The following is a 23521-nucleotide window of genomic DNA, read 5'->3' as shown; positions in this document are numbered from 1 at the left end:
GATCAAGGTTTTGCCGCGGCGACAGGCGCAGGTTTCCGACGAACCACACAGGAGGCCGAAATGACCTACAAGACCATCGTGGCAGTGCTGAGCGCTGCCGATGACGCCGGCAAGGTGACGGACCACGCGCTTGCGCTCGCGCGCAAGACCGGCGGCCACGTCATCGGCATCCACGCCGAAGCGCCGGTCGTCGTCACGCTGATCGCACCCATGGAATATCCCGATCCGAACGCCGTGCTCGACCTGCAGGAGCGCGCCCAGCGCCAGTCGCGCGAGGTCGAGCAGGCCTTCCGGTCGCGCTGCGAGCGCGACGACATTTCCTATGAATGGCGGCTTTTCACCGGCACCGCCGGTTATGCCTCCGCCGGCATCATCGACAGCGCCCGCGGCGCCGACATCGTTCTCGCCGGCCAGTTCGATCCGGACATCGACGGCCCATCGCGCGAAGACATCGAGGACCTGCTCTACGAGAGCGGCCGCCCGGTCTATCTCGTGGCCAATGCGCCGGCCGGCCCGGAAACCATCGAGCGCGTGCTTCTGGCCTGGAACGGCTCGCGCGAAGCGGCGCGCGCCGCCTTCGATGCCCTGCCCTTCCTGACGGCAGCAAAAGAGGTCGAGATCTTCACCATCGACCCGCCGGAAAATTCCATGCAGTCGCGCGATTTCTGCGGTGCCGAGCTTGCGGCGACGCTCGCCCGCCATGGCATCAAGACGACGGTCGCCTCCGGCTCGTCCGACGGCCATTCTGTGGCGGATGCGATCAACCGCCGGGCGACGGAAATCGATGCCGGCCTTATCGTCATGGGCGCCTACAGCCATTCGCGGCTGCGCCAGCGCCTGTTCGGCGGCGTCACCAGTGCCATGATGCGCGGCGCGCGCGTGCCGACGCTGATGTCCCGGTAGCCAGACTTCGTTGTGGATCGCCCGGCGCCAAGGCCGGGCGGTGATTTCTTTGGGCGGCGAAGTGCTTTAAACAGAGGGAATCTCTGTTTTTCTGCCATCAGGAGCCACCCCCATGTCGTTGCCCGACAAAGCCTTCCCCGTTTCCTGGGACCAGTTCCACCGCGATGCGCGCGCGCTCGCCTGGCGGCTGGCGGATGGCGACCGCGAATGGAAGGCGATCGTCTGTATCACCCGCGGCGGCCTGGTGCCGGCGGCCATCGTCTCGCGCGAGCTTAACATCCGCGTCATCGAGACGGTCTGCGTCGCCTCCTACCATGATTATGTCTCGCAGGGCGAAATGCATGTGCTGAAGGGCATCTCGCCCGAGCTGTCGCAGCAGGGCGGCGAAGGCATCCTCATCGTCGACGACCTGACGGATACCGGCAAGACGGCCGCCGAAGTGCGCGCCATGCTGCCCAAGGCGCATTTTGCCGCCGTCTACGCCAAGCCGAAGGGCCGCCCGCTGGTCGATACCTTCGTCACCGAGGTCAGCCAGGACACCTGGATCTATTTCCCCTGGGACATGGGCTTCACCTACCAGGAGCCGATCGCCAAGGGCGCGCGCGACTGACATTTTTGCGAAAGCGGCATTGAAATTGATTCAATGCTGCGCCGCAACAGACTGATTTGACGATTTTTTTCGTGAAAAGCCGGCGGATGGGCCAGGCCTGCCCGCCGGCTTAATCTTTCCGCAATGCCTCCAACAGATAGTGCTGATATGGCCCGCCGGCGTGGCGTGCGTCCTTTCGATCCCTTCAGGCGGTAGATGCGCGGTCTGCGAATTCCCACATCCGCATCGGCGACCCTTCTCCTCGCGGCCCTCTTCTCGCCGGGCCAGGCGGTGGCAGAAGATATCCGCACCATGGCCGTCACGGAATTCGTCGAGAACAATGTGCGGCCCTGGCTGACCGAACCGGCCATCCTCAATGCCGTCATCGCGCAGAACGCCGCGCATGCGGCGATCGACCAGGCGGGGATCGACGCGCTCGATGCGCGCTGGCGCGCCGAGCTCTTCAACGCGGAGCGGCCGATGATCGAGGCCCAGCTTTCCAATGCGCTCTCGCTCACACTGAAGGGCCGGCAGCGCGCGGCCGAGGGGCTGATCACCGAAATCTTCGTGATGGACAATCGCGGCCTCAATGTCGGCCAGAGCGACATCACCTCCGACTACTGGCAGGGCGACGAGGCCAAGTGGCTGAAGAGCTTTGGCACCGGCGCGCTCTACATCGAGGACGCGGAGCGCGACGAGTCCACGCAGCTCATGCAGGCACAGGCGAGCCTGCCGATCACCGACCCGCATACCGGCGCCATCATCGGCACGATCACCGTCGGCGTGAACCTCGACGCGCTTTGACGCGCACGGCAGAGAATCACTTTATCCACGGATCACAACTCGGCCGGGATCGCTATTCCCTGAAGTCGGGAGACCTTAAAGACCCCTGAATTTTACCTATTATTTTTTTCACTTGTCCACAGTTACGCATGCCGCCGCACCGCCGTTCGGGGTGAACCTGCTGGTTTTGCAGGCTTCGCAGGATGTCCCCATTTTCCACAGGGGCAGGCACAAGATATAGGGTTCAAACTTCCGTCACAAACCAGCCCTTGACGGGAATCGCCCGGATGAGGTTAATGAAATCCAAGTTGCGGCGGCGGCTGGACCGTATTGTTACGAGGTCGGTTCTCATCACGAAATCGCGTTTTCTGCGCATGTGGCCGGGTGGATGATCCGCTCGCCGCATAAGGGTTTTTGCGCCCGATTTCCTGACGCGCCATTGCAGCAGATGGGGCTGGAAAAAAGAACCTGTTGATACTATATTTAGTATTTGCAGCCATACTCAGCACAAGATACAGGACACTCGAGATCATCGGGTTTCCCGCACGGACTGGAAGATTTGGGCTGGCTGCAAGAGCATTGCGGCCGGACGGGGATAATTGCGCCCTGTTTTTGAGGCAGGATGCGGCAGCAGAGGACAACGGACAATGCGCATAGAACGTCGTTTCACCAAACCCGGCCAATCGGCCTATGCGGAGATCGAATTCCGCAAGGCCATCAGCGAGATCAAGAACCCGGACGGTTCCATCGTCTTCCGGCTCGCCGATATCGACGTGCCCGCGCAGTTCTCCCAGGTCGCCGCCGATATCCTGGCCCAGAAATATTTCCGCAAGGCCGGCGTGCCCGCGCGCCTGAAGAAGGTCGAGGAAAACGACGTTCCGTCCTTCCTGTGGCGTTCCGTTGCCGATGCCGACGCCCTGAAGCTGCTCCCCGAGGGTGAGCGCTACGGCTCGGAAACCGACGCGCGCCAGGTCTTCGACCGCCTCGCCGGCACCTGGACCTATTGGGGCTGGAAGGGCAAATATTTCGCCTCCGAGGAAGACGCGAGCGCCTTCAAGGACGAGCTTGCCTATATGCTCGCCACCCAGCGCGTCGCTCCGAACAGCCCGCAGTGGTTCAACACCGGCCTGCACTGGGCCTATGGCATCGACGGCCCCGGCCAGGGCCATTTCTACGTCGACCCCTTCACCGGCAAGCTGGTGAAGTCGAAGTCGGCCTATGAGCATCCCCAGCCGCATGCCTGCTTCATCCAGTCCGTGGAAGACGATCTCGTCAACGAGAACGGCATCATGGACCTGTGGGTGCGTGAAGCCCGCCTCTTCAAGTACGGCTCCGGCACCGGCTCCAACTTCTCCTATCTGCGCGGCGAAGGCGAAAAGCTTTCGGGCGGCGGCAAGTCCTCCGGCCTGATGAGCTTCCTGAAGATCGGCGACCGCGCGGCCGGTGCCATCAAGTCCGGCGGCACGACGCGCCGCGCGGCCAAGATGGTCGTGGTCGACATCGACCATCCGGATATCGAGGCCTACATCAACTGGAAGGTCAAGGAAGAGCAGAAGGTGGCGGCCCTCGTCACCGGCTCGAAGATCGTCGCCAAGCATCTCAAGGCCATCATGAAGGCCTGCATCAATTGCTCGGCCGATGGCGACCAGTGCTACGACCCGGCGGCAAACCCGGCCCTCAAGCGCGAAATCCGCGCTGCCAAGAAGGACCAGGTTCCGGAAAACTACGTCAAGCGCGTCATCCAGTTCGCCAAGCAGGGCTACAAGGACATCGAGTTCAAGACCTACGACACGGACTGGGATTCGGAAGCCTACCTCACTGTTTCGGGCCAGAACTCCAACAACTCCGTCTCGCTGAAGGACGACTTCCTTCGCGCTGTCGAAAATGACGGCGACTGGAACCTGACCGCCCGCAAGGACGGCCGCGTAATGAAGACGCTGAAGGCCCGCGACCTGTGGGAACAGATCTCGCATGCCGCCTGGGCATCGGCCGATCCGGGCCTGCACTTCAACACGACGATGAACGACTGGCACACCTCGCCGGCCGCAGGCCCGATCCGCGCCTCGAACCCGTGCTCGGAATACATGTTCCTCGACGACACGGCCTGCAACCTCGCCTCGCTGAACCTGCTTCAGTTCAAGGATGCGGCCACCAAGAACATCAACATCGCCGATTACGAACACGCCGTACGCCTCTGGACCATCGTGCTCGAAGTCTCGGTGATGATGGCGCAGTTCCCGTCGCGCCAGATCGCCGAACGCTCCTACGAATACCGCACGCTCGGCCTCGGCTATGCCAATATCGGCGGCCTGCTGATGTCGTCGGGCATCCCGTACGACTCGACGGAAGGCCGCGCCATTGCCGGTGCGCTCACCGCCATCATGACGGGCGTCTCCTATGCGACCTCCGCCGAAATGGCGAGCGAGCTCGGTCCGTTCCCGAACTTCGCACCGAACCGCGACAACATGCTGCGCGTCATGCGCAACCACCGCCGCGCGGCCTACGGCGAGACCACCGGCTACGAGCAGCTTTCCGTCAACCCGGTCGCCCTTATCCATGGCGATTGCCCGGACCAGACCCTCGTCGTCCACGCCAAGGCTGCCTGGGACAAGGCCGTGGCACTCGGCGAGAAGCACGGCTACCGCAACGCCCAGACGACCGTCATCGCGCCGACCGGCACGATCGGCCTCGTCATGGACTGCGACACGACCGGCATCGAGCCCGACTTCGCGCTGGTGAAGTTCAAGAAGCTCGCCGGCGGCGGCTACTTCAAGATCATCAACCGCGCCGTTCCCGAAGCCCTGCGCACGCTCGGCTATTCGGAAAGCCAGATCGCCGAGATCGAGGCCTATGCCGTCGGCCACGGCAACCTGAACCAGGCGCCGGCCGTCAACCCCGGCTCGCTGAAGGCCAAGGGCTTCACCGACGAGAAGATCGAAGCGGTCAGCGCCGGCCTCAAGGCAGCCTTTGACATCAAGTTCGCCTTCAACCAGTGGACGCTCGGCGCCGACTTCCTGAAGGAGACGCTGAAGGTTTCCGACGAGCAGCTTTCCGACATGTCCTTCAACCTGCTGGAGCATATCGGCTTCTCGAAGAAGGACATCGAAGCCGCCAACATCCACGTTTGCGGTGCGATGACGCTGGAAGGCGCACCGTTCCTGAAGAACGAGCACCTCGCCGTCTTCGATTGCGCCAATCCCTGCGGCAAGATCGGCAAGCGCTACCTCTCGGTCGAAAGCCACATCCGCATGATGGCGGCCGCCCAGCCGTTCATCTCGGGCGCCATTTCCAAGACGATCAACATGCCGAACGAGGCGACCGTCGAGGATTGCAAGAACGCCTACATGCTTTCCTGGAAGCTCGCGCTGAAGGCGAACGCCCTCTACCGCGACGGCTCCAAGCTGTCGCAGCCGCTCAACTCCTCGCTGATCGAGGACGAGGACGACGAGGATGATGCCATCGAGGCCCTGATCGCGGCACCCGCTGCCGCCCAGGCCGTCACCGTCACGGAAAAGATCGTCGAGCGCATCGTCGAACGCCTGATCCGCGACCGCGAAAAACTGCCGAACCGCCGTCAGGGCTACACCCAGAAGGCCGTCGTCGGCGGGCACAAGGTCTATCTGCGCACCGGCGAATTCGGCGATGGCCGCCTCGGCGAGATCTTCATCGACATGCACAAGGAAGGCGCCGCCTTCCGTGCCATGATGAACAACTTCGCCATCGCCATCTCGCTGGGTCTCCAGTATGGCGTGCCGCTCGAAGAATATGTGGAGGCCTTCACCTTCACCAAGTTCGAGCCGGCCGGCATGGTGCAGGGCAATGACGCGATCAAGAACGCCACGTCGATCCTCGACTACGTGTTCCGCGAACTCGCCGTCTCCTATCTCGGCCGCCACGACCTCGCCCATGTCGATACGTCGGACTTCTCCAACACGGCACTCGGCAAGGGCATCCAGGAAGGCAAGACCAACCTGATCTCCACCGGCTGGACCCGAGGCCACAAGCCGACGCTCGTCCAGGGCGGCCAGGCCGGCGAGCGGGCGCTCGGCGAACCTAAGGGTGCGGCAACCGCAGCCCCCGCCAAGGCATCGTCCGGCAGCAACGTCACCTCGTTTGCCGGCAATGCCGCGCGCAAGCTGGAGCCGGCCGTCGCCATCTCCACCTCGGAAATCGTCGCCTTCAAGCGCGATTACGAGGAGCGTGCCGCCGAAGTCGCGGACGAGGTCGCCGAGGAGGCCGCGGACGGCGCAGTCGAGAGCGTCACCGCCCTCTTCTCCGACAAGGCCGCCGCCGAAGCCGCCAGCGCCAAGGCCGACGCCAAGAAGCTCGAAGCCGAACGCCGCATGCGCTCGATCGCCCAGGGCTACACCGGCAACATGTGCTCCGAGTGCCAGAACTTCACGATGGTGCGCAACGGCACCTGCGAAAAGTGCGACACCTGCGGCGCCACCAGCGGCTGCAGCTGATCACAGCATCCCATGACATTTCCTTCCGGGCAGGCAACTGCCCGGAAGGGGTTTTCGGAACAAAGCATAAACTCCACGACGACAGGCAAGCCGTGCAAGACGTGAGCGGAAAAACAAACCGCATCCGGGCGACCCGCCTGACCCTGCTCAGCCGCGGCGCGACCGCGTCAAATCAGCAGCCGCGTTTTTTCTCCGACGAGCCAATCCTTGCCAAAGAGCTTGAACGCGCAACACAGCTCGCGTGTGCCCTTCCCACCTTCGAAGACGTGTTGCATGCCCCCGAGGCCAGCGCCGCCGAGACGGCCGTGGCCTTCTCATCGAAGCCGACGCTTTGTGAGGCGCTGCGGGATGTCGATTATGGGCGGTGGAACGGGTTGGCGGTGGCCGATGTCGCGGCCGACGATCTCCAGCGCTGGATGGCGGACCCGTCGGCGGCGCCGCATGGCGGCGAAAGCTTCGAGCAGGTGCGCGAGCGTGTGGCCGCCTGGCTGGATGGGTTGCATGGGACCGGAGGACGCCGGCTCGCCGTCACGCATGGCATCGTGCTGAAGATCGTTCTCGCCCATGTTCTCGGCGCACCGCTGACGTCGGTCTGGCGTGTCGATGTCGAGCCGCTCGGTTCGCTCTCGCTGACGAGCGATGGCCGGCGCTGGGCCTTGCGGCACTTCGGATCGGCGGCGTAGCCGTCAGCCCGCTGCGGCCAGGGTCGCGGGATCCTGCCATTCGGCAGCGGCGTGGCCCGGTATATCCGCGTCCGTCTCGGCTCCGTCCGACACACGGTCCAGAACCTCCCGCCATTGCGACACCAGGCTAAGATAGGTGCGGCTTCCGAACCGCTCGGCGAGCCGATATTGCTGGCGCAGCGTTATGCGCACCGTCGCGCGGCTGAAACGGTCGGACTGGGCGGGGAAGTCATCGGGCTCCATCCGCCTTGCCAGCCCGTCCAGCACCGCCTTGCGCAGGAGCGGCAGGTCCGGGCGGGCGAAGCGCTCGAACAGCGCCTGGAAGCGGGCATGGGCGTCGATGTCGAATTTCAGGTCGCGGCCGAGCGTATCCATCACGGGATTGGCCGGGTGCAGATAACCGAGCGGGACGTGATATTTCGGGATCGGCGTGTTGGCCGAATGGGTGCGGCCCGACCGCAGCAAATGCGGCAGCAGGTGCGTGTGCGGCCCGGCGGGCGAGACGCCGCCGGTCTCCGGCCCGCCGATCTTCTGGAAAACCTCGATGCGGCCGATCCGGGTCAGTGCGACCCGATGAGGATGGGCCGTCATGAGGGCGGCGCTCACCGGATTTCCGGGATCGAAGAGGCTGCGCCCGGCATGGGCGCGCAGAAGGGTGATCAGGTCCGTGTCTGCCGTGCGGATGCAGAAGTCGCATTGCGGCAGCGCCAGCCCGATATCGAACAGCACCGCTTTCCTGTCCGTGGGACGCACCGCCTCCGCGTCGGCCCCGAGCTCCGTCAGGACCTTGCGCCCCTCCATCGCCGAATCCCTTTCGGGCAGGCAGAGCGCCACGCCGTGGCTCCATCGCTGCGGCTTCGCGCTGAGCGTCTCATAGGCGACCGGAACGACCTGCTCGACCATGTCGGCGTTCAGCCGCATGGCGCCGCGCGATGTCGCGCGCACGAACATCGTCGGCGCGTCGGCCTCCAGATATTCGCCCCAATCCTGGTGGAACTCGGCGACGGCGCCGAAGGAGCCCATGCTCCACCCTGCCCTCGCGTCGACGAGGTGGTCTATCAAGACATCCCGGAGATCCGCCATGGTCGTTTCATCCTTCATCCGTGATTTGCGTGCGCCGGCGGAAACACCCGCCGGCGCACCCGGCCGTCAGGCGGCCTTCAACAGGTCCCCATGCGGGTCGAGCACGAATTTCGTGGCCGCTCCCTGGTCGAAACTCTCGTAGCCCTGCACGGCATCGTCGAGCGCAATGATCTTCGCGTTGACGATGTCGGCGATCGGCAGCCGGTCGTGCAGGATCGCCTGCATGAGCTGCCGGTTGTACTTCAGCACGGGCGTCTGGCCGGTGTGGAAGGACTGCGCCTTGGCCCAGCCGAGGCCGAAGCGCAGCGACAGGCTGCCGACCTTTGCAGCACTATCGACCGCGCCGGGATCCTCGGTGACATAGAGGCCGGGAATGCCGATGGAGCCCGCAGCGCGGGTGATCTCCATCATCTGGTTGAGTACGATGGCCGGCTGCTCGCCGCCCGCATGGCCGCGCGCCTCGAAACCCACCGCGTCGATGGCGCTGTCGACCTCGTCGGTGCCGACCACTTCGGCGATCATGTCGCCCAGCCGATCGCTCTTGGAAAGGTCGATCGGCTCGAAGCCGACCCTTGCGGCATGCGCCAGGCGATCCTTGTTGAAATCACCGATCATCACGACCGCAGCACCGAGGATGCGCGCGGAGGCGGCCGCGGCCAAGCCGACCGGGCCGGCGCCCGCCACGTAGACCGTGGAGCCGACGCCGACGCCCGCGCGCACCGCACCGTGGAAGCCCGTCGGCAGGATATCGGACAGCATGGTGAGGTCGCGGATCTTCGCCATCGCCTTGTCGCGGTCGGGGAATTTCAGGAGGTTGAAATCCGCATAGGGGATGGTGACGTAGCGCGCCTGGCCGCCGATCCAGCCGCCCATGTCGACATAGCCATAGGCGCCGCCGGCGCGCGACGGGTTCACCGTCAGGCAGACGCCGGTATCCTGCGACTTGCAGCAGCGGCAGCGCCCGCAGGCCACATTAAACGGCACGGACACGATATCGCCGACCTGCAGCATCTCCACGTCGATGCCCTTCTCGATGACCTCGCCGGTGATCTCGTGGCCCAGCACGAGGCCGGGCATGGCCGTGGTGCGGCCGCGCACCATGTGCTGGTCGGAGCCGCAGATATTGGTGGAAATCACCTTGAGTATCACGCCGTGCTCGATGCGCCGGCCATCCGGCGCCTCCAGCTTCGGGTCGTCGATGTCGCGCACTTCCACCTTGCCGGGGCGCATGTAGACGACGCCTCTGTTCCTGCTCATATCCGTCTCCTCCTCAGTTGAACGCCGTTCCGGCCCGCAGATGCGCGGGCAGGATCTGGTCGGAACGCCGACGCGCATCGCCAATGGGCGAATGCGGACCGTGTCTTTCGACGAAAGGATGGAAAAGAGGAGGAACAGGGCGGCCCGAACGAGACGCCTATTCGCCTCTCGATCGCCCACCGCAATCGGTCGAGTCTTGGGTTCAAGGCTGGTTTCCGGGCTCCAGAACCGTCCTTCCGGACACTCTCGGCGCCTTCCCAGCCTGCTGGCCAGTGGCATTTGCCGAGATTTTGGTTCCGCTACCGTTGCGGGGGCAGCGCCGGTTTTAGACCGGCTTCCCAATTATCCATCCCGACAACGCCGGAATGGCACCCTGAACAGGCCCAACAAACCACGCGCAGGACGAAATGACCTTCGGGAATACGACATCCTCGATAGAAGCAACGACACGGCCCGGCCTTGCGGCCGGGCCACGCGTTGTTACTGCGCCGCCCGTCGCAGTTCGGCGGCGGCTGCCACCATGTTGACGAGGGCTGGCTTGACCTCCTCCCATTTCCGGGTCTTCAGGCCGCAATCGGGATTGATCCAAATCTGGCGATCCTGAAGGCGCTCGCGGGCGAGCGACAAGAGATCGGTCATCTCTTTCACCTCCGGCACCCGCGGCGAGTGGATGTCGTAGACGCCGGGGCCGATCTCGTTCGGATATTCAAAGTTCCGGAAGGCATCGAGCAGTTCCATCTTCGAGCGCGACGTCTCGATGGAGATGACATCGGCATCCATGGCGGCGATCGCGGAGATGATGTCGTTGAACTCCGAATAGCACATGTGGGTGTGGATCTGGGTGCCATCCGCCACGCCGCTTGCGCAAAGGCGGAAGGATTCGACGGCCCAGTCGAGATAGTGCTGCCAGTCCTTGTGGCGGAGCGGCAGGCCTTCGCGAAGGGCTGCCTCGTCGATCTGGATCAGTTTCGCGCCGGCCTTTTCGAGATCGACGACCTCGTCGCGGATGGCAAGGGCGATCTGTCGGCATGTCGCGCTACGGGCGATATCGTCGCGCACGAAGGACCAGTTGAGGATCGTCACCGGGCCGGTCAGCATGCCCTTCACCGGCTTGTCGGTGAGGGACTGCGAATATTGCCACCAGCGCACCGTCATCGGGTTCGGCCGCGAGACGTCGCCGAAGATGATCGGCGGGCGGACGTAGCGCGAGCCGTAGCTCTGCACCCAGGCATGCTGCGTGAAAGCGAATCCGGATAATTGCTCGCCGAAATATTGCACCATGTCGTTGCGCTCGAATTCGCCGTGCACGAGCACGTCGAGGCCGATCTCCTCCTGCCAGCGGATGGCGGTTTCTGTTTCCTTCTGCAGGAAGGTTTCGTAGTCCGCGTAGCTCAACATTCCCTTGGCATGGGCGGAGCGCGCCTTGCGAACGTCGCTCGTCTGCGGGAACGAGCCGATCGTCGTCGTCGGGAACAGCGGCAGCCTGATCGCCGCCGACTGGATCCGGCGGCGCGTTTCGAAGGCGCTCGCGCGCGTCTTCATGCCCGCGTCGATGCCGGCAATGCGGCCCTGCACCAGCGGGTCGGTCACCTTCGGCGATGCGGCGCGGGCGGCGATGGCCCGCGAAGCGTCGTCCAGGGTTTGTCGAGCGGCATCCTTGCCCTGTGCAAGGCCCTTGCCGAGCGTCGCAAGCTCGCCAAGCTTCTGCGTCGCGAAGGCAAGCCAGGTCTTGAGGTCGGAGTCGAGCGCCGTTTCGAGATCGAGGTCGATCGGCACATGCAGCAGTGAGCACGCGGCGGCGATTTCGACCGCATCGGCGCCGCGGGCGGAAACGACCGGGGCCATTCGGTCGAGGATGGACGCGAGGTCCGCCCGCCAGATGTTGCGCCCGTCGATCACGCCGAGCGACAGGACCTGGTCCGCACGCACGGTCTGCACGACCGCGTCGAGCTGGTCCGGCGCGCGCGCAAGATCGACATGGAGGCCGGCGACCGGCAGGGCGGCAACAGCCGAAAGATTATCCGCGAGCGCGCCAAAATAGGTCGTGAGCATCAGCTTCAGGCCGGGTGCCGCCTTGGCGAAGCCTTCATAGGCGAGTTTGAAGGCATGGCGCTCGCCCTCGGTGAGGTCGAGCGAAAGGATCGGCTCGTCGACCTGAACCCAGTCCGCGCCTGCCTCGCCCAAACGGCGGAACAGTTCCTCATAGACCGGCAGCAGCTTTGCCAGGAGGTCGAGCGGCTTGAAGGTGGACGGACGCGCCTTCGCGAGCTTGAGGAAGGTCACCGGGCCGAGCATGACCGGGCGCGTGTGGATGCCGAGCGCCTTGGCCTCCAGGAAGTGGGCGACCGGCTTCTGCGTGGTGAGGCGGAACACCTGATCCTCCGAGACCTCAGGCACCATGTAGTGATAATTCGTGTCGAACCATTTGGTCATTTCGAGCGCGGGAACGCCGTGGCCGTGATGCGCATGGCCGCAATCGGCAGGACCATCCCGCTCGCTGCCGCGTGCCATGGCGAAATACAGCGAAAGCGGTACGTCGCCGCCGTCCCAGCCATAGGCGGCGGGAATGGCGCCGACCATCACGGCCGTATCCAGCACATGATCGTAAAAGGAGAAATCGTTGGAGGGAATCCGCGTGATGCCCTGGTCGCGCTGAAGCGCCCAGTTTTCGGCGCGCAGTTTTTTCGCCGTTTCGAGAAGGTCGGTCTCCGTGAGCTTGCCGGACCAGAAGCCTTCGAGCGCGAACTTCAGTTCACGATGGCGGCCGATGCGCGGGAAGCCGAGGGAGGCGACCGGGAGAGTTTGTTTGGACATTGTCATACCCCATTGGTTTGTGGGGGCATGGGTTGAGCGGACGCGTGCAGGCTCTGCCGTTGCCGGAGAGATGCAGCAACCACCGGGACACCCCGCCCGTGGACGTTCTGTTGCCTTGGCAGGTCTCCTGGCTCGCGGGTCGTCGCCGCTGTCCGTCTTCCCAAGGCTTTCGCCTCAGTGACATTGTTGGACAGCAACTCGCCGCTCACAGTTGCGGGGGCAGCCCCGGCTTTGCCGACGGATCGACGCACCGGATTCCCTCTTAGCCCTGGGACGGACGGACCATCCCAGGGAACCACGACGACGCGACTTGGCGTGATATCGGCGGCAATGTCAAGTCATATAAAGAAATCTTTATGTCTTTATTTATGGTGCGACTTAACGCAGCGTGCAGTCCTTGCCCATGATGTCATTGCAGCGTCGGGATGTGCGGGGTACATGCAAACCTCCCGTTACGGGAATCGGCCTCCCGCGAATCCCGTGATGCAGAAGGAACAGTCGATGCCCATAGTGCCGCGCCGGGGACCGATCGCCCTTGCCTACCGTGTCCTCGTCCTGCCGGGCGTCATCGCCTATCTCTTCGCCGTCAGCATCGTCGTGCTTGCCGGGGACCGGTTCTGGCTGGTCGACCTGCTCACCTTCGCCTGGCCCTATATCGTCGCCGCCGGCGCGTTGTTGGTCGTTGCGGCCGTCGTGACGCGGCGCCTGAAGGCGATCGTGATCGCGCTGACCGGGCTTGCCATCGCCCTCATACCGGCGGCCGACGTGCCGACTGCGCGCGCCTCTGCCGCGAAGAGCGGCCTGAAGGTGCTGACAGCCAATCTCTATGTGCGCAACCGCGAGGACCCCGCCGTCTTCATCGACCTGCTGCGCCGGGAAAAGCCCGACATCGTCGTGCTGGAGGAGACGACGGCACGGTGGGAGCAGGCGCTTTCCGCCTCAGGCCTGTTCGCCTATGAAAGCAGCGTCGACACCCGCATCCGCGACAGCCTGAAGGTTTTCTCCACGCTGCCGATCCGGGCGGAGACGGAGCTGAAGCGCGCCTTCACCGAGGAGCGCGCCTACAAGCAGCCGCTTCGGCTGGAGCTCGACATGGGCGGCAAGCCGATCTTCCTCTATGCCTTCCACCCGGAGACGCCGCGTCGGCTCTGGCAGTGGCGCGACCGCAACGACTATCTCTCGGCAGCCGCCGACGCCGTGAAGGGCGATCTCGAAAAGGCGCCGGTCATCGTTGCCGGCGACTGGAACACGCCGACCTGGTCGCCCTTCTTCCGAAATTTTTTAAAGCAGGCCGGCCTTGCCTCCACGGCGGGCGGCTGGTTGCAGCCCGTCACGCGCTTCAGCCTGAAACTCGATGCGCTTGCCTATATCGGCGCCTCGATCGACCATGTTGCCGTCTCGCCGGATATTTCCGTGCGGGCGCGCCGCGTCGGCCCGTCTTTCGGCTCGAACCACCTGCCCGTCATTGCCGAACTCACCCTGCCGGAGACCTGATGGCCTCTCGTCTCGACGGGAAAATGCCCTATCTTGGAAGAAAGCAACACGGGAGATGACGATGCCGACCGAGAAGGACAGCCCGAAGACCTCGCTGGAAGCCGAGCGCGCCCGGCAGAAGGACAAGGACGCCAAGACCGAGCAGGATGATTATCTGGAAGAGGCGCTGGAAGAGACCTTTCCGGCAAGCGATCCGATCGCGCCCGGCGACGTGAAGGATCACGCGAAGTGAAGCAGCGATGAGCGCCCGCTTCCTGTTCGCCGGCCCGGACGACGCGCCCACCACCCTGCTTCTCGCGCATGGTAGCGGCGCGCCGATGGATTCGCCGGCAATGACCGCCGCGGCCACGGCGCTTGCAGCGGAAGGCCTGCGCGTCGCACGCTTCGAGTTTTCCTACATGGCCGCCCGGCGCAACGAGGGTAGCCGCAGGCCACCGCCGAAGGCAGAAACGCTGAACCCGGAATTTCTCGACGCTGTGGCAGCGCTCGCAGCAAAGGGGCCGCTCGTCATCGGCGGCAAGTCGATGGGCGGGCGCGTCGCCAGCATGGTGGCGGACGATCTTTTCACTGAGGGCCGCATCGCCGGCCTGCTCTGCCTCGGCTACCCGTTCCACCCGCCGGAAAAACCCGCGCAGCTGCGCACCGCCCACCTGATGGGCCTGAAGACGCCGGCGCTCATCTGCCAGGGCACCCGCGACCCCTTCGGCACGAAGGAGGAAGTGCCGGGTTACGGACTGCCGGACACCATCCGCGTGCTCTGGCTGGAAGACGGCGACCACGACCTCAAACCGCGCAAGAGCATTTCCGGTTTCTCCGCCGCCGACCACCTCGCCACCATGGCGAAGACGGTGAAGGCCTGGACGGAGACACTCGGCTAAACCTGTTCCATGCGGAACAGCGCGCAACACGGTCCCATGCGATTGTTCAGTCACTGGATGGAACGAACCATCCCAACCGAACCAGAAGGGACCCCACCATGCGCAACTTCATTCTCGCCGCCGCCGTCGCTCTCACCGCCGTCGCTTCCTTCGCCGCCCCCTCGCAGGCCGGCTATTACAGCTACGACTACCAGCCCTATTGCGTCATCAAGAAGATCAAGAGCTACGACTACTACGGCAACCTGATCATCAAACGCGTCCGCGTCTGCCACTGAGCGCTGCCCCGATCTGGGGTCGATTGGAGTGCGGCTGCCGCCGGCAGACGGCCTCACGGACGTGATGAAGCCCGGATGCGATCCTCGCATCCGGGCTTCTCCCTTTTTAGTTATTACCGACCTGGCCCGCCCAGCTCTGCGTGTTGGTCTCGCCATTGAGGAACGGCAAGGCGGTGCTAACGAGCGCCGGGGCCGCGAAGGTCTCGTAGTGGGTCAGGCCCGGCAGGATGGCGAGGCGGTTCTTCGCCATGTTCTCCCGCATCCAGCCGGCATCCCGCAGCCCGCCGCCGAGCTTCTGGTAAAATTCGACGATGTGTTCCGGGCGGATCATGTCGCTGTCGCCGAAGATCAGCATGACCGGCATGGAAAGTTTCGCCACCGCATCGGAGGCGTCATAGTCGCCGCGCATCGCCGCACCCATGGCGTCGAGCAGTTTCGGGAATTCAGAGACATCCGGTGCTACGGCGGCGTAGGATTTGTACATCGGCGTTTCCTTCATCATTTCGGCCATGGCGCCGGAGACTGCCGCCTGCTGCGGCAGCATTTCCGGGAAGAAGCCGTTCCGGGCAAAGGGCGCGGAAGCGATGACAAGGCGGCGCACCTTGTCCGGCGCCTGCGCCGCCATCTGCAACGCGACGCCGCCGCCGAAGGAATAGCCGAGCACGTCGACCTTGTCGTAACCGAGCTTTTCCACCAGCTCGGCCATGTCCGCGCCGATCGCCGGGATATCGATCGGCCGGTTGCCGAGCGGCGTGCGGCCATGGCCCTGGAGATCGACGCCGATCACCTGCCGCTTGTCCTGCAAGGTCTTGAGGTTGGCGCCGAACATCTCGATCTGGCCGAGGCCGCCATGCAGCAGCAACAGCGGTTCGCCCTCGCCGCGGATCTCGTAGTAATAATTGATGCCGTTCACCTCGAGATGGCCCGCCTTGTCCGGCACGCCGGCCTCGCCCTGCAACGGGTTTTCCTTAATCTCCTCGGCCTGCACGGCGGCCGCCGGCACGAAGGCGGCAAGGGCGGCGGTCACCAGGGTGATGATGGTCATTTTCGGCATGTCTCTCTCCTCGGGGTTCTGACCGGCAGGCCCGCCGGTTTCATACCTCAAGGACGAAGGCCCCATGCCCGCGCCGACAGGGCGGCGTGAAATTTTTTGCAAAGAGCCTGAGAAAGGGAATCAAGCGGCTGCCGGATTGAATCCGATTTACCTCGCAATCGATTGAAAAGAATAGGCAATCAAGGGGTGCACGCCACCATTGGCACGGAAGGGAACATTAACCGGCGCGTGCGAACATTAGCGCAAAACCAGATACATTCCGGGCAGACCATGGCACACAGTTTTTCCTACACGCATTACGATCTCGACATGCAGCGTGGCGGCACGACGATCGAAATTGCGCTCTCGGCGGTCGCCAATGTGCGCCTGATGAGCCACGCCAATTTCGACCTGTTCAAGAATGCCCGCCAGCACAAGTTCTTGGGCGGCGTCGCCAAACAATCGCCGATCCGGCTGAAGATTCCGGAGAGCGGCCACTGGCATGTGGTGGTCGATATGGAGGGTCATACGGGCAAGGCGGAATCGTCGATCAAGATCGTGCCGCTGGCACCGCAGAAGCCGGCGCCGCGCTTCAACGCCGCGTCCTAGCCTCTTTCCTTGCGCAGCTTCGCCCACCATTCCAGCCGCTTGCGCAGTTCCCGTTCGAAGCCGCGCTCCGGCGGATCGTAAAAGGTCCGGCGGCCCATCTTCTCCGGAAAATAGTCTTGGCCGGAAAAGGCGTCCGGTTCGTCGTGGTCGTAACGATAGCCGTCGCCGTAGCCCTCGCCCTTCATCAGCTTGGTCGGCGCGTTGAGGATGTGTTTGGGCGGCAGCAGCGAGCCGTTTTCCTTCGCCGCGCGCATCGCCGATTTGTAGGCGGTGTAGACGGCGTTGGATTTCGGCGCCGTCGCGATGTAGATGCAGGCCTGCGCCAGCGCCAGTTCTCCCTCCGGCGAGCCGAGGAAGTCATAGGCGTCCTTCGCCGCATTGCAGACGACGAGCGCCTGCGGATCGGCCAGCCCGATATCCTCGACAGCCATGCGCACCATGCGGCGGCAGAGGAACAGCGGGTCTTCGCCGGCATCCAGCATGCGCGTCAGGTAGTAGAGCGAGGCATCCGGGTCCGAGCCGCGCACCGCCTTGTGCAGGGCGGAGATGAGATTGTAGTGGCCGTCCTGCGACTTGTCATAGACCGGTGCCCGGCGTTGCACGATGCGGAAGAGATCGTCCTGGCCGAAGGCTTCGTCCGCCCGCGCCGCACGCCAGACTTCTTCCGCCAGCGTCAGAACCGCCCGCCCGTCGCCATCCGCCATGCGCAGCAGCGACATGCGCGCTTCCTCGTCGAGCGGCAGCGGCTTGCCCTCGCTCGCCTCGGCGCGCTTCAAAAGCTCCTCCAGGCTGGTTTCGTCATGCGGCTTGAAGGTCAGCACGCGGGCGCGCGAGAGAAGAGCGGCGTTGAGCTCGAAGGACGGGTTTTCCGTGGTGGCGCCGACGAGCACGATCGTGCCGTCCTCCATGACCGGCAGGAAACTGTCCTGCTGGGCGCGGTTGAAGCGGTGGATCTCGTCGACGAAGAGCAGCGTCTGGCGCCCGCCCATGCGGCGCGCGCGGGCGGCATCGAACAGCTTCTTGAGTTCGGCGACGCCAGAGAAGATCGCCGACGTCTGCTCGAAGGCGAGCCCGGTTTCGCCGGAGAGGAGGCGCGCCACGGTCGTCTTGCCGGTGCCAGGTGGCCCCCAGAAGATCATCGAGCCGAGCGAGCCCGCCTCGATCATGCGCGAGAGCACGCCGTCCGGGCCGGTCAGGTGCTCCTGGCCGGAGACTTCGCCGAGCGTGCGGGGACGCAGGCGATCGGCAAGAGGCCGCTTCGCCGCCATGTCCTCCGGTTCACGCGGGGCGAAGAGGTCGCTCATCGGAAGAACTGGCGGATGCGCTGGCCGTCACGCTCGATCTCGACGCGCCAGATGGACGGGTCCTCATTGACGAGGGAGGCGAGCTTTTCGGTGCTGACGACCTCGGTACCGTTCAGCTCGATGATGATATCGCGCGGCTGGAGGCCGATGCGCGCGGCCGGCGAGCCGCGGTTGATCTCCGTGACGACGACGCCGGTCGTCGCCCGGTTGGTCGGCATGCGCAGCTCCTCGGCGACGCGCGGCGACAGGTTGGCGACCACGGCGCCGGAGAAGGGATTGCGGCCTTCGATCAGCCGTTCGTCGCGCGGCGTCGTTTCCGGCGCGCGGTCGAGCGAGAGCGTCAGTTCCTCTTCCTTGCCGTTGTTGACGACCGTGATGCGTGCCGTGCCGCCGATGCCGACGGTGGTGAGGCGATAGCCGAGCGCATCGGGATGTTCGACGGACACGCCGTTGACGGCGGTGACGACCTCGCCCGCCTTCATGCCGGCCTTTTCCGCCGGGCTGCCGGCCTGCACCTGCGAGATCAGCGCGCCGCGCGCCCGCTCCAGGCCGAGCGCCTCGGCGACTTCGGATGTCACCGCCTCGAAGGTCGCGCCGATGAACGGGCGGTCGAAGCTGGCGCTGCCGTTTTCGGCGCTGGCGACGAAGGTCTTCACCAGATTGGCCGGGATGGCGAAGCCGACGCCGTTCGAGCCGCCGCCGCGCGAAAAGATCGCGGTGTTGATGCCGATCAGTTCGCCGTTCATGTTGATCAGGCCGCCGCCGGAATTGCCGGGATTGATCGCCGCGTCCGTCTGGATGAAGAAGCCGAAATCGCCGGAGCGGACCTGGTTGCGCGCGAGCGCCGAGACGATGCCGCTCGTCACCGTCTGGCCGACGCCGAACGGGTTGCCAATGGCGAGCACCAGGTCGCCGACCTGCACCGCGTCGCTGTCGCCGAGCGGCAGCGCCGTGAAATCGGCATCCGCCTTGATCTTCAGCACCGCGAGGTCGACGCGCTCGTCCTTCAGCACCACCGTGCTTTCATATTCGCGGCCATCCGCCAGCGCGATCTTGATGTCGCTGGCGCCCTCGATCACATGGTTGTTCGTCACCACGATGCCCTTGGAGCCGACGATGACGCCCGAGCCAAGCGACGACTGCTTTTCGCTGCGGTTCGGCATGCGCTGGCCGAAAAACTCCTCGAAGAAGGGATCGCCTTCGAAGATCGAGCGGCGCTCGACGACGCGCTCGGCATAGACATTCACGACGGCATTCTCGACCTGCTTGACGAGCGGCGCGAAGGAGAGTTGCATTTCCGTGCGCGACTGCGGCACGGTGCGCTCCTCGGCGGTTGCGGGCGTGACCAACGCGAGCGCAACGACGAGCGGGGCGGCAAGCAGGATGCGGACTTTCGGCATGGACGAGTCTCCTTCGTGTCTGCGCCACGATCAGATAGGATTTCGCAGGAAAAAAGGCAGACTGCGCCGCGCCGGACCGAATGATGGGCGTCACGCGCAACGCACGAAAAAGTGGTCGCCGGAAATCTTTTGCGGCCGTTGAAACAACACGAGCCTTGTTTACGTAGGAACCAGGGAAAGCAACCAACAGATCGAGCCCCCACCATGTCCTTCTACCGCCCGCTCCGCGTCCCCGCCTCGCAGATCACGCCGGAACACTGTTTCCTCAGCCGCCGCTCCTTTCTCGCCGCAGCGGCGGGTGGCGCACTGGCGGCTGCCGGCTCGGCCGCTTTCGCAGCGCCGCTGAATGCGTCCAAAAGCCAGTATATGGTCGATGAGACGCTGACGCCCGAAAAGGACGTGACCAGCTATAACAATTTCTACGAATTCGGCACGGGCAAGGGCGACCCGGTGGCCAATGCGACGGACTTCAAGCCGACGCCCTGGACGGTGAAGGTGGACGGCCTCGTCGGCAAGCCGAAGGAATTCGGGCTGGAAGAGCTGCTGGCCCTGCCGCTCGAAGAGCGCGTCTACCGCATGCGCTGCGTCGAGGCCTGGTCGATGGTGATCCCGTGGATCGGTTTTCCGCTTGCGGCCCTCCTCGACAAGGTTGAACCGCTGGGCGACGCGAAATACGTCGCCTTCGAAACCGTCGTGCGGCCGGAGGAAATGCCGGGCCAGTCCGGCTTCTTCCAGCCGCTGCCCTGGCCCTATGTCGAGGGTCTGCGGCTCGATGAGGCCCGCCATCCGCTGGCCATCCTCGCCGTCGGCGTCTACGGCAAGACGCTACCGAACCAGAACGGCGCGCCGATCCGCCTCGTCGTGCCGTGGAAATATGGCTTCAAGGGCATCAAGTCGATCGTCCGGATCACCCTCACCGACAAGCAGCCGCCCTCCACCTGGAACCTCAGCGCCTCGAACGAATACGGCTTCTACGCCAACGTCAATCCGGAGGTGGACCACCCGCGCTGGAGCCAGGCGAGCGAGAACCGCATCGGCGAAGGCGGCTTCTTCGGCGCGAACCGGCGCCCGACGCTGCCCTTCAACGGCTATGCCGAGGAGGTCGCAGGCCTCTATTCCGGCATGGACCTTCGGGCGAATTTCTAATGGCTGGCCTGCCCGCCCTGCCCCGAAAATATCATGCGGCGTCGATCTGGCTGCTTTATGCCGTGGGCTTCTTGCCGGCGGCCTACGGCTTCTATCTCGGCGCAACGGGCCGCCTGCCCGGCAATCCGGTCAAGGAATTCGAGCACCTGCTCGGCCTGTGGGCATTGCGTTTCCTCGTCGCAACGCTCGCCATATCGCCGATCCGCGATCTTTTCGGCATCAACTGGGTACGCTACCGGCGCGCACTCGGGCTGCTCGCCTTCTGGTATGTGCTGATGCACTTCCTGACCTATATGGTGCTCGACCAGTACCTGAATTTCGCAGCCATCATCACCGACATCGCCAAACGGCCCTTCATCACCATCGGCATGGCGGCCTTCGTGATGCTGATCCCGCTGGCGCTGACCTCGAACAACTGGTCCATCCGAAAACTCGGGCCGCGCTGGGTCAGGCTGCACAAGCTCGTCTACGTGATTGCGGCCTGCGGCGCGCTGCACTTCGCCATGGCAGTGAAGGTCGTGGGGCCGGAGCAATGGCTCTATATCGTCCTCGTCCTCTTGCTTCTCGCCTATCGATTGATACGGCCCATACTGCGCGGGAAGAAACGGGCAAGGCCGCAGGCGACCACGGTGCGCGGGCAGGAACGCTCGGCCTAGCCGAAGCCATTCATTACACGACGAAGAGCTTCGGCCCTGCCTGCGGCGATCCCTCCGCAACGCTGCTGACGACCCGGTTGCGGCCATTGCTTTTGGCGAGATAAAGCAGCCTGTCGGCGCGGCTGATCGCATCGTGGATGCTATGGTCGCCCGCCGCCGTGACGGCCACGCCGAAGCTGGCGGTAATCGAGCGGTCGATGCCGATGGCGCTCAGGTCACGCTCTGACAGCGCGATGCGGACGGTGTTCGCGAGCGTATGGGCGTCCTGCAAGCGGCAGTTCGGCAGATGGGCGATGAATTCTTCTCCGCCGAACCGCGCCACGGCAACGCCCGGCCAGGAGAGCGTGCGCAGCAGGGCGGCGACCTCCCGAATGGCCTCGTCGCCTGCGGCATGCCCGAAGCGGTCGTTGATCGACTTGAACCAGTCGATATCGGCAACGATGATGGCGGCCTCGCCCTTTGCGGCGCGCGCATTCTGGCCGATGAACTGTTCGAAGCCACGGCGATTGAGAAGGCCGGTCAGCGGATCTTCCTCGGCCGCCTTCCGATGCCCCTCGACAATGCGCAGCGCCACCGATGCAAGCGCCGTCAGGGCCATCAGCAGCGCGCCAATGGTCGCCGTGATCTGCATGACGAAGGCGTAGGACGAACCGATGAATTCGTCCATCGCCAGCGTGCCGGCCATGATGAAGAAGATCACCGTGCGCACGGATGTCTCCAGCACCACGAACCCCACTGCACCGAACAGCGCGCGATCGATCCAGCTGCTCGAACGGCGCCACGAGGATGCCATTGCGACGAGCAGCAGGGCGCAGCAGGCGACATCGCTGATGAAGAGCTCGAAGCGCAGGCTCTCTGCGGCGAGAACCGCGTAGCCGATGCCGGCATAGGCGATCGCGGCCATGGCAAGGCGAGCGCCCACAAGGCGGGGCGCGTCGAAGTGGGTGACGAGCGCGTGGCCGTAGAGGAGGAAGGCGCTGAGGAAAGCGGCATCCGCCGTCAGCGCCACCACGAAGACCGGCGCGACGGCTTGCAGAAGCGGTGCGAGGAAGCCGATCGCGGCGCAGAGATAACCCGCGCCCCAGAACAAGGCGGCGCGATTGCCGAAGCGCGCCACGACGAGAAATGCGACCCCAAACAGGGTGAGAACCATCGGCAGCAGATATGCGAAATTCTCGGCCATCACTCAAACTCGATTAAACTCCGCCAGAACTTTAAATCCCGGGGCTAAAGACAATCCGTAGGAATATGCTTTCCAAAATCTTTCCCCCGGATTTTCAAGGTGCGCCAGGCGTTAACCGCCACCGCCGCGCCTACCACCAATGAGATATTCCCGACGACGGATGGATAGCTGGCGCGGAAGGGCCACGCGATCCATCCTGACACCATGGAAACGCTCGAAAACCAGCGCACCTTCTGGAACACCTGGAACGCCGACAACCGGGAAGACCGGATCAGCGAGGTCTCTCGACGCCAGGCGGAAGTCATTACCGGCTGGCTCGACGAGCAGCCGGGTCGCAATCTCGATATCCTGGAAGTGGGCTGCGGCACGGGCTGGTTCTGCCCGCAGCTCTCCCGGTATGGCCGCGTCACCGGCACGGACCTTTCGGACGACGTGCTGCGCCGCGCGCAGGCCCGCTGGCCCGGTGTCGGCTTCATCGCCGGCGATTTCGCGACGATGCCCTTTGCGGATGCCAGCTTCGACGTCATCGTCAGCCTGGAAGTGCTCTCCCATGTCGCCGACCAGGAAGCCTTCGTCGCCCGCATCGCCCAGCTTCTGCGCCCCGGCGGCCTGCTGCTGCTCGCCACGCAGAACAGGACCGTGCTCAGCACCCATTGCAAAATACCGCCGCCCGCCCCCGGGCAGTTGCGGAACTGGGTGGACCGGTGGCAGCTCGACGCATTGCTCCGGCCGCATTTCAACGTGGAAAACCTCGTCTCGGTCACGCCCATCGCCCACAAGGGGGTTCGCCACATCCTCGCCGGCCGAAGGCTGAATGCCCTTCTGGGGCCTGCCGTGGGCCATGCATGGCGCACCATCATGGAACGGCGCGACTGGGGCTGGACGCTAATGGCGCGGGCGCGAAAGCCGAAATAGCCGCAAAGAAAAAGGCCGGGGACATGCCCCGGCCTTTTTTATACAATCCG

20 protein-coding genes and 2 riboswitches are annotated in these 23521 nt (G+C 64.4%); of the genes, 13 read left to right on the top strand and 7 right to left on the bottom strand.

Annotation, left to right across the window (positions count from 1 at the left end; translation table 11 throughout):
- The first annotated feature begins 60 nt into the window (after nt 1-60).
- The 5 genes from J2Y63_RS06570 to J2Y63_RS06550 all read left to right on the top strand — a co-directional run bounded on the left by J2Y63_RS06570 (nt 61) and on the right by J2Y63_RS06550 (nt 7424).
- Nucleotides 61-903, top strand: coding sequence for a universal stress protein (locus J2Y63_RS06570; RefSeq protein WP_256116124.1), 843 nt, complete (start codon nt 61-63; stop codon nt 901-903).
- Between the two features lie 112 nt (nt 904-1015).
- Entirely contained in the window at nt 1016-1513 is a 498-nt protein-coding gene (gene gpt / locus J2Y63_RS06565; RefSeq protein WP_435265392.1) for a xanthine phosphoribosyltransferase, read from the top strand.
- 195 nt (nt 1514-1708) lie between these two features.
- A complete protein-coding gene (locus J2Y63_RS06560; protein ID WP_435265391.1) occupies nt 1709-2296 on the top strand; it encodes a hypothetical protein in 588 nt (195 codons plus the stop codon).
- Between the two features lie 626 nt (nt 2297-2922).
- Nucleotides 2923-6741 carry a vitamin B12-dependent ribonucleotide reductase gene (locus tag J2Y63_RS06555; protein WP_435265390.1) on the top strand — a complete coding sequence of 1273 codons (3819 nt, stop codon included), beginning with the start codon at nt 2923-2925 and terminating at the stop codon, nt 6739-6741.
- 101 nt (nt 6742-6842) lie between these two features.
- On the top strand, nt 6843-7424 hold the full coding sequence (locus J2Y63_RS06550) for a histidine phosphatase family protein (RefSeq protein WP_435265389.1): 582 nt from the start codon (nt 6843-6845) through the stop codon (nt 7422-7424).
- A gap of 3 nt (nt 7425-7427) precedes the next feature.
- Here J2Y63_RS06550 and J2Y63_RS06545 read toward each other — a convergent pair whose 3' ends face one another.
- From J2Y63_RS06545 to metE, 3 genes are all read right to left on the bottom strand, one after another.
- Complete coding sequence (locus J2Y63_RS06545) at nt 7428-8507, bottom strand: DUF6925 family protein (RefSeq protein ID WP_435265388.1); 1080 nt, start codon at nt 8505-8507, stop codon at nt 7428-7430.
- 66 nt (nt 8508-8573) lie between these two features.
- The gene (gene fdhA, locus J2Y63_RS06540) at nt 8574-9764 is read right to left on the bottom strand and encodes a formaldehyde dehydrogenase, glutathione-independent (RefSeq protein ID WP_435265387.1); all 1191 of its coding nucleotides are present in this window, start codon (nt 9762-9764) and stop codon (nt 8574-8576) included.
- Nucleotides 9765-9953: 189 nt separating this feature from the next.
- A riboswitch (cobalamin riboswitch) is annotated at nt 9954-10155 on the bottom strand.
- Nucleotides 10156-10244: 89 nt separating this feature from the next.
- Entirely contained in the window at nt 10245-12578 is a 2334-nt protein-coding gene (gene metE / locus J2Y63_RS06535) for a 5-methyltetrahydropteroyltriglutamate--homocysteine S-methyltransferase (protein WP_435265386.1), read from the bottom strand.
- Between the two features lie 100 nt (nt 12579-12678).
- Nucleotides 12679-12893, bottom strand: a riboswitch (cobalamin riboswitch).
- A 186-nt stretch (nt 12894-13079) separates the two neighbouring features.
- Between metE and J2Y63_RS06530 the strand changes: the two genes are divergently transcribed.
- The 4 genes from J2Y63_RS06530 to J2Y63_RS06515 all read left to right on the top strand — a co-directional run bounded on the left by J2Y63_RS06530 (nt 13080) and on the right by J2Y63_RS06515 (nt 15225).
- The gene (locus tag J2Y63_RS06530) at nt 13080-14072 is read left to right on the top strand and encodes an endonuclease/exonuclease/phosphatase family protein (RefSeq protein WP_435265385.1); all 993 of its coding nucleotides are present in this window, start codon (nt 13080-13082) and stop codon (nt 14070-14072) included.
- A 61-nt stretch (nt 14073-14133) separates the two neighbouring features.
- Nucleotides 14134-14304, top strand: a complete 171-nt coding sequence (locus J2Y63_RS06525; RefSeq protein WP_435265384.1) for a hypothetical protein — start codon at nt 14134-14136, stop codon at nt 14302-14304.
- Between the two features lie 7 nt (nt 14305-14311).
- Entirely contained in the window at nt 14312-14950 is a 639-nt protein-coding gene (locus tag J2Y63_RS06520; protein ID WP_435265383.1) for an alpha/beta hydrolase family protein, read from the top strand.
- Between the two features lie 98 nt (nt 14951-15048).
- On the top strand, nt 15049-15225 hold the full coding sequence (locus tag J2Y63_RS06515; RefSeq protein WP_256116135.1) for a hypothetical protein: 177 nt from the start codon (nt 15049-15051) through the stop codon (nt 15223-15225).
- A gap of 106 nt (nt 15226-15331) precedes the next feature.
- Here J2Y63_RS06515 and J2Y63_RS06510 read toward each other — a convergent pair whose 3' ends face one another.
- Nucleotides 15332-16279, bottom strand: coding sequence for an alpha/beta fold hydrolase (locus J2Y63_RS06510; protein WP_435265382.1), 948 nt, complete (start codon nt 16277-16279; stop codon nt 15332-15334).
- A 270-nt stretch (nt 16280-16549) separates the two neighbouring features.
- Here J2Y63_RS06510 and J2Y63_RS06505 point away from each other — a divergent pair, with 270 nt between their 5' ends.
- Nucleotides 16550-16867, top strand: coding sequence for a DUF1883 domain-containing protein (locus J2Y63_RS06505; protein WP_435265381.1), 318 nt, complete (start codon nt 16550-16552; stop codon nt 16865-16867).
- Here the strand turns inward: J2Y63_RS06505 and J2Y63_RS06500 are convergent.
- The gene (locus J2Y63_RS06500; protein WP_435265380.1) at nt 16864-18171 is read right to left on the bottom strand and encodes a replication-associated recombination protein A; all 1308 of its coding nucleotides are present in this window, start codon (nt 18169-18171) and stop codon (nt 16864-16866) included. The two genes, J2Y63_RS06505 and J2Y63_RS06500, sit on opposite strands and share 4 nt — an antisense overlap.
- Nucleotides 18168-19571, bottom strand: a complete 1404-nt coding sequence (locus tag J2Y63_RS06495; protein WP_435265379.1) for a DegQ family serine endoprotease — start codon at nt 19569-19571, stop codon at nt 18168-18170. The genes J2Y63_RS06500 and J2Y63_RS06495 overlap by 4 nt, the downstream gene beginning before the upstream one ends.
- A gap of 204 nt (nt 19572-19775) precedes the next feature.
- Here J2Y63_RS06495 and msrP point away from each other — a divergent pair, with 204 nt between their 5' ends.
- Nucleotides 19776-20717: a protein-methionine-sulfoxide reductase catalytic subunit MsrP gene (gene msrP / locus J2Y63_RS06490; protein ID WP_435265378.1), complete on the top strand. Its 942-nt coding sequence runs from the start codon at nt 19776-19778 to the stop codon at nt 20715-20717.
- Nucleotides 20717-21373 carry a protein-methionine-sulfoxide reductase heme-binding subunit MsrQ gene (gene msrQ / locus J2Y63_RS06485; RefSeq protein WP_435265377.1) on the top strand — a complete coding sequence of 219 codons (657 nt, stop codon included), beginning with the start codon at nt 20717-20719 and terminating at the stop codon, nt 21371-21373. The genes msrP and msrQ overlap by 1 nt, the downstream gene beginning before the upstream one ends.
- Before the next feature lie 13 nt (nt 21374-21386).
- Here msrQ and J2Y63_RS06480 read toward each other — a convergent pair whose 3' ends face one another.
- On the bottom strand, nt 21387-22556 hold the full coding sequence (locus J2Y63_RS06480; RefSeq protein ID WP_435265376.1) for a diguanylate cyclase: 1170 nt from the start codon (nt 22554-22556) through the stop codon (nt 21387-21389).
- Between the two features lie 204 nt (nt 22557-22760).
- Here J2Y63_RS06480 and J2Y63_RS06475 point away from each other — a divergent pair, with 204 nt between their 5' ends.
- Complete coding sequence (locus J2Y63_RS06475; RefSeq protein ID WP_435265375.1) at nt 22761-23471, top strand: class I SAM-dependent methyltransferase; 711 nt, start codon at nt 22761-22763, stop codon at nt 23469-23471.
- Nucleotides 23472-23521: the final 50 nt, after the last annotated feature.

This window comes from Shinella sp. BE166 (assembly GCF_051201095.1).
GTDB classification, from domain to species: domain Bacteria; phylum Pseudomonadota; class Alphaproteobacteria; order Rhizobiales; family Rhizobiaceae; genus Shinella; species Shinella lacus.
The sequence above is the reverse complement of the archived record's forward strand: the minus strand, read 5'-3'. Positions and strand labels throughout refer to the sequence as shown.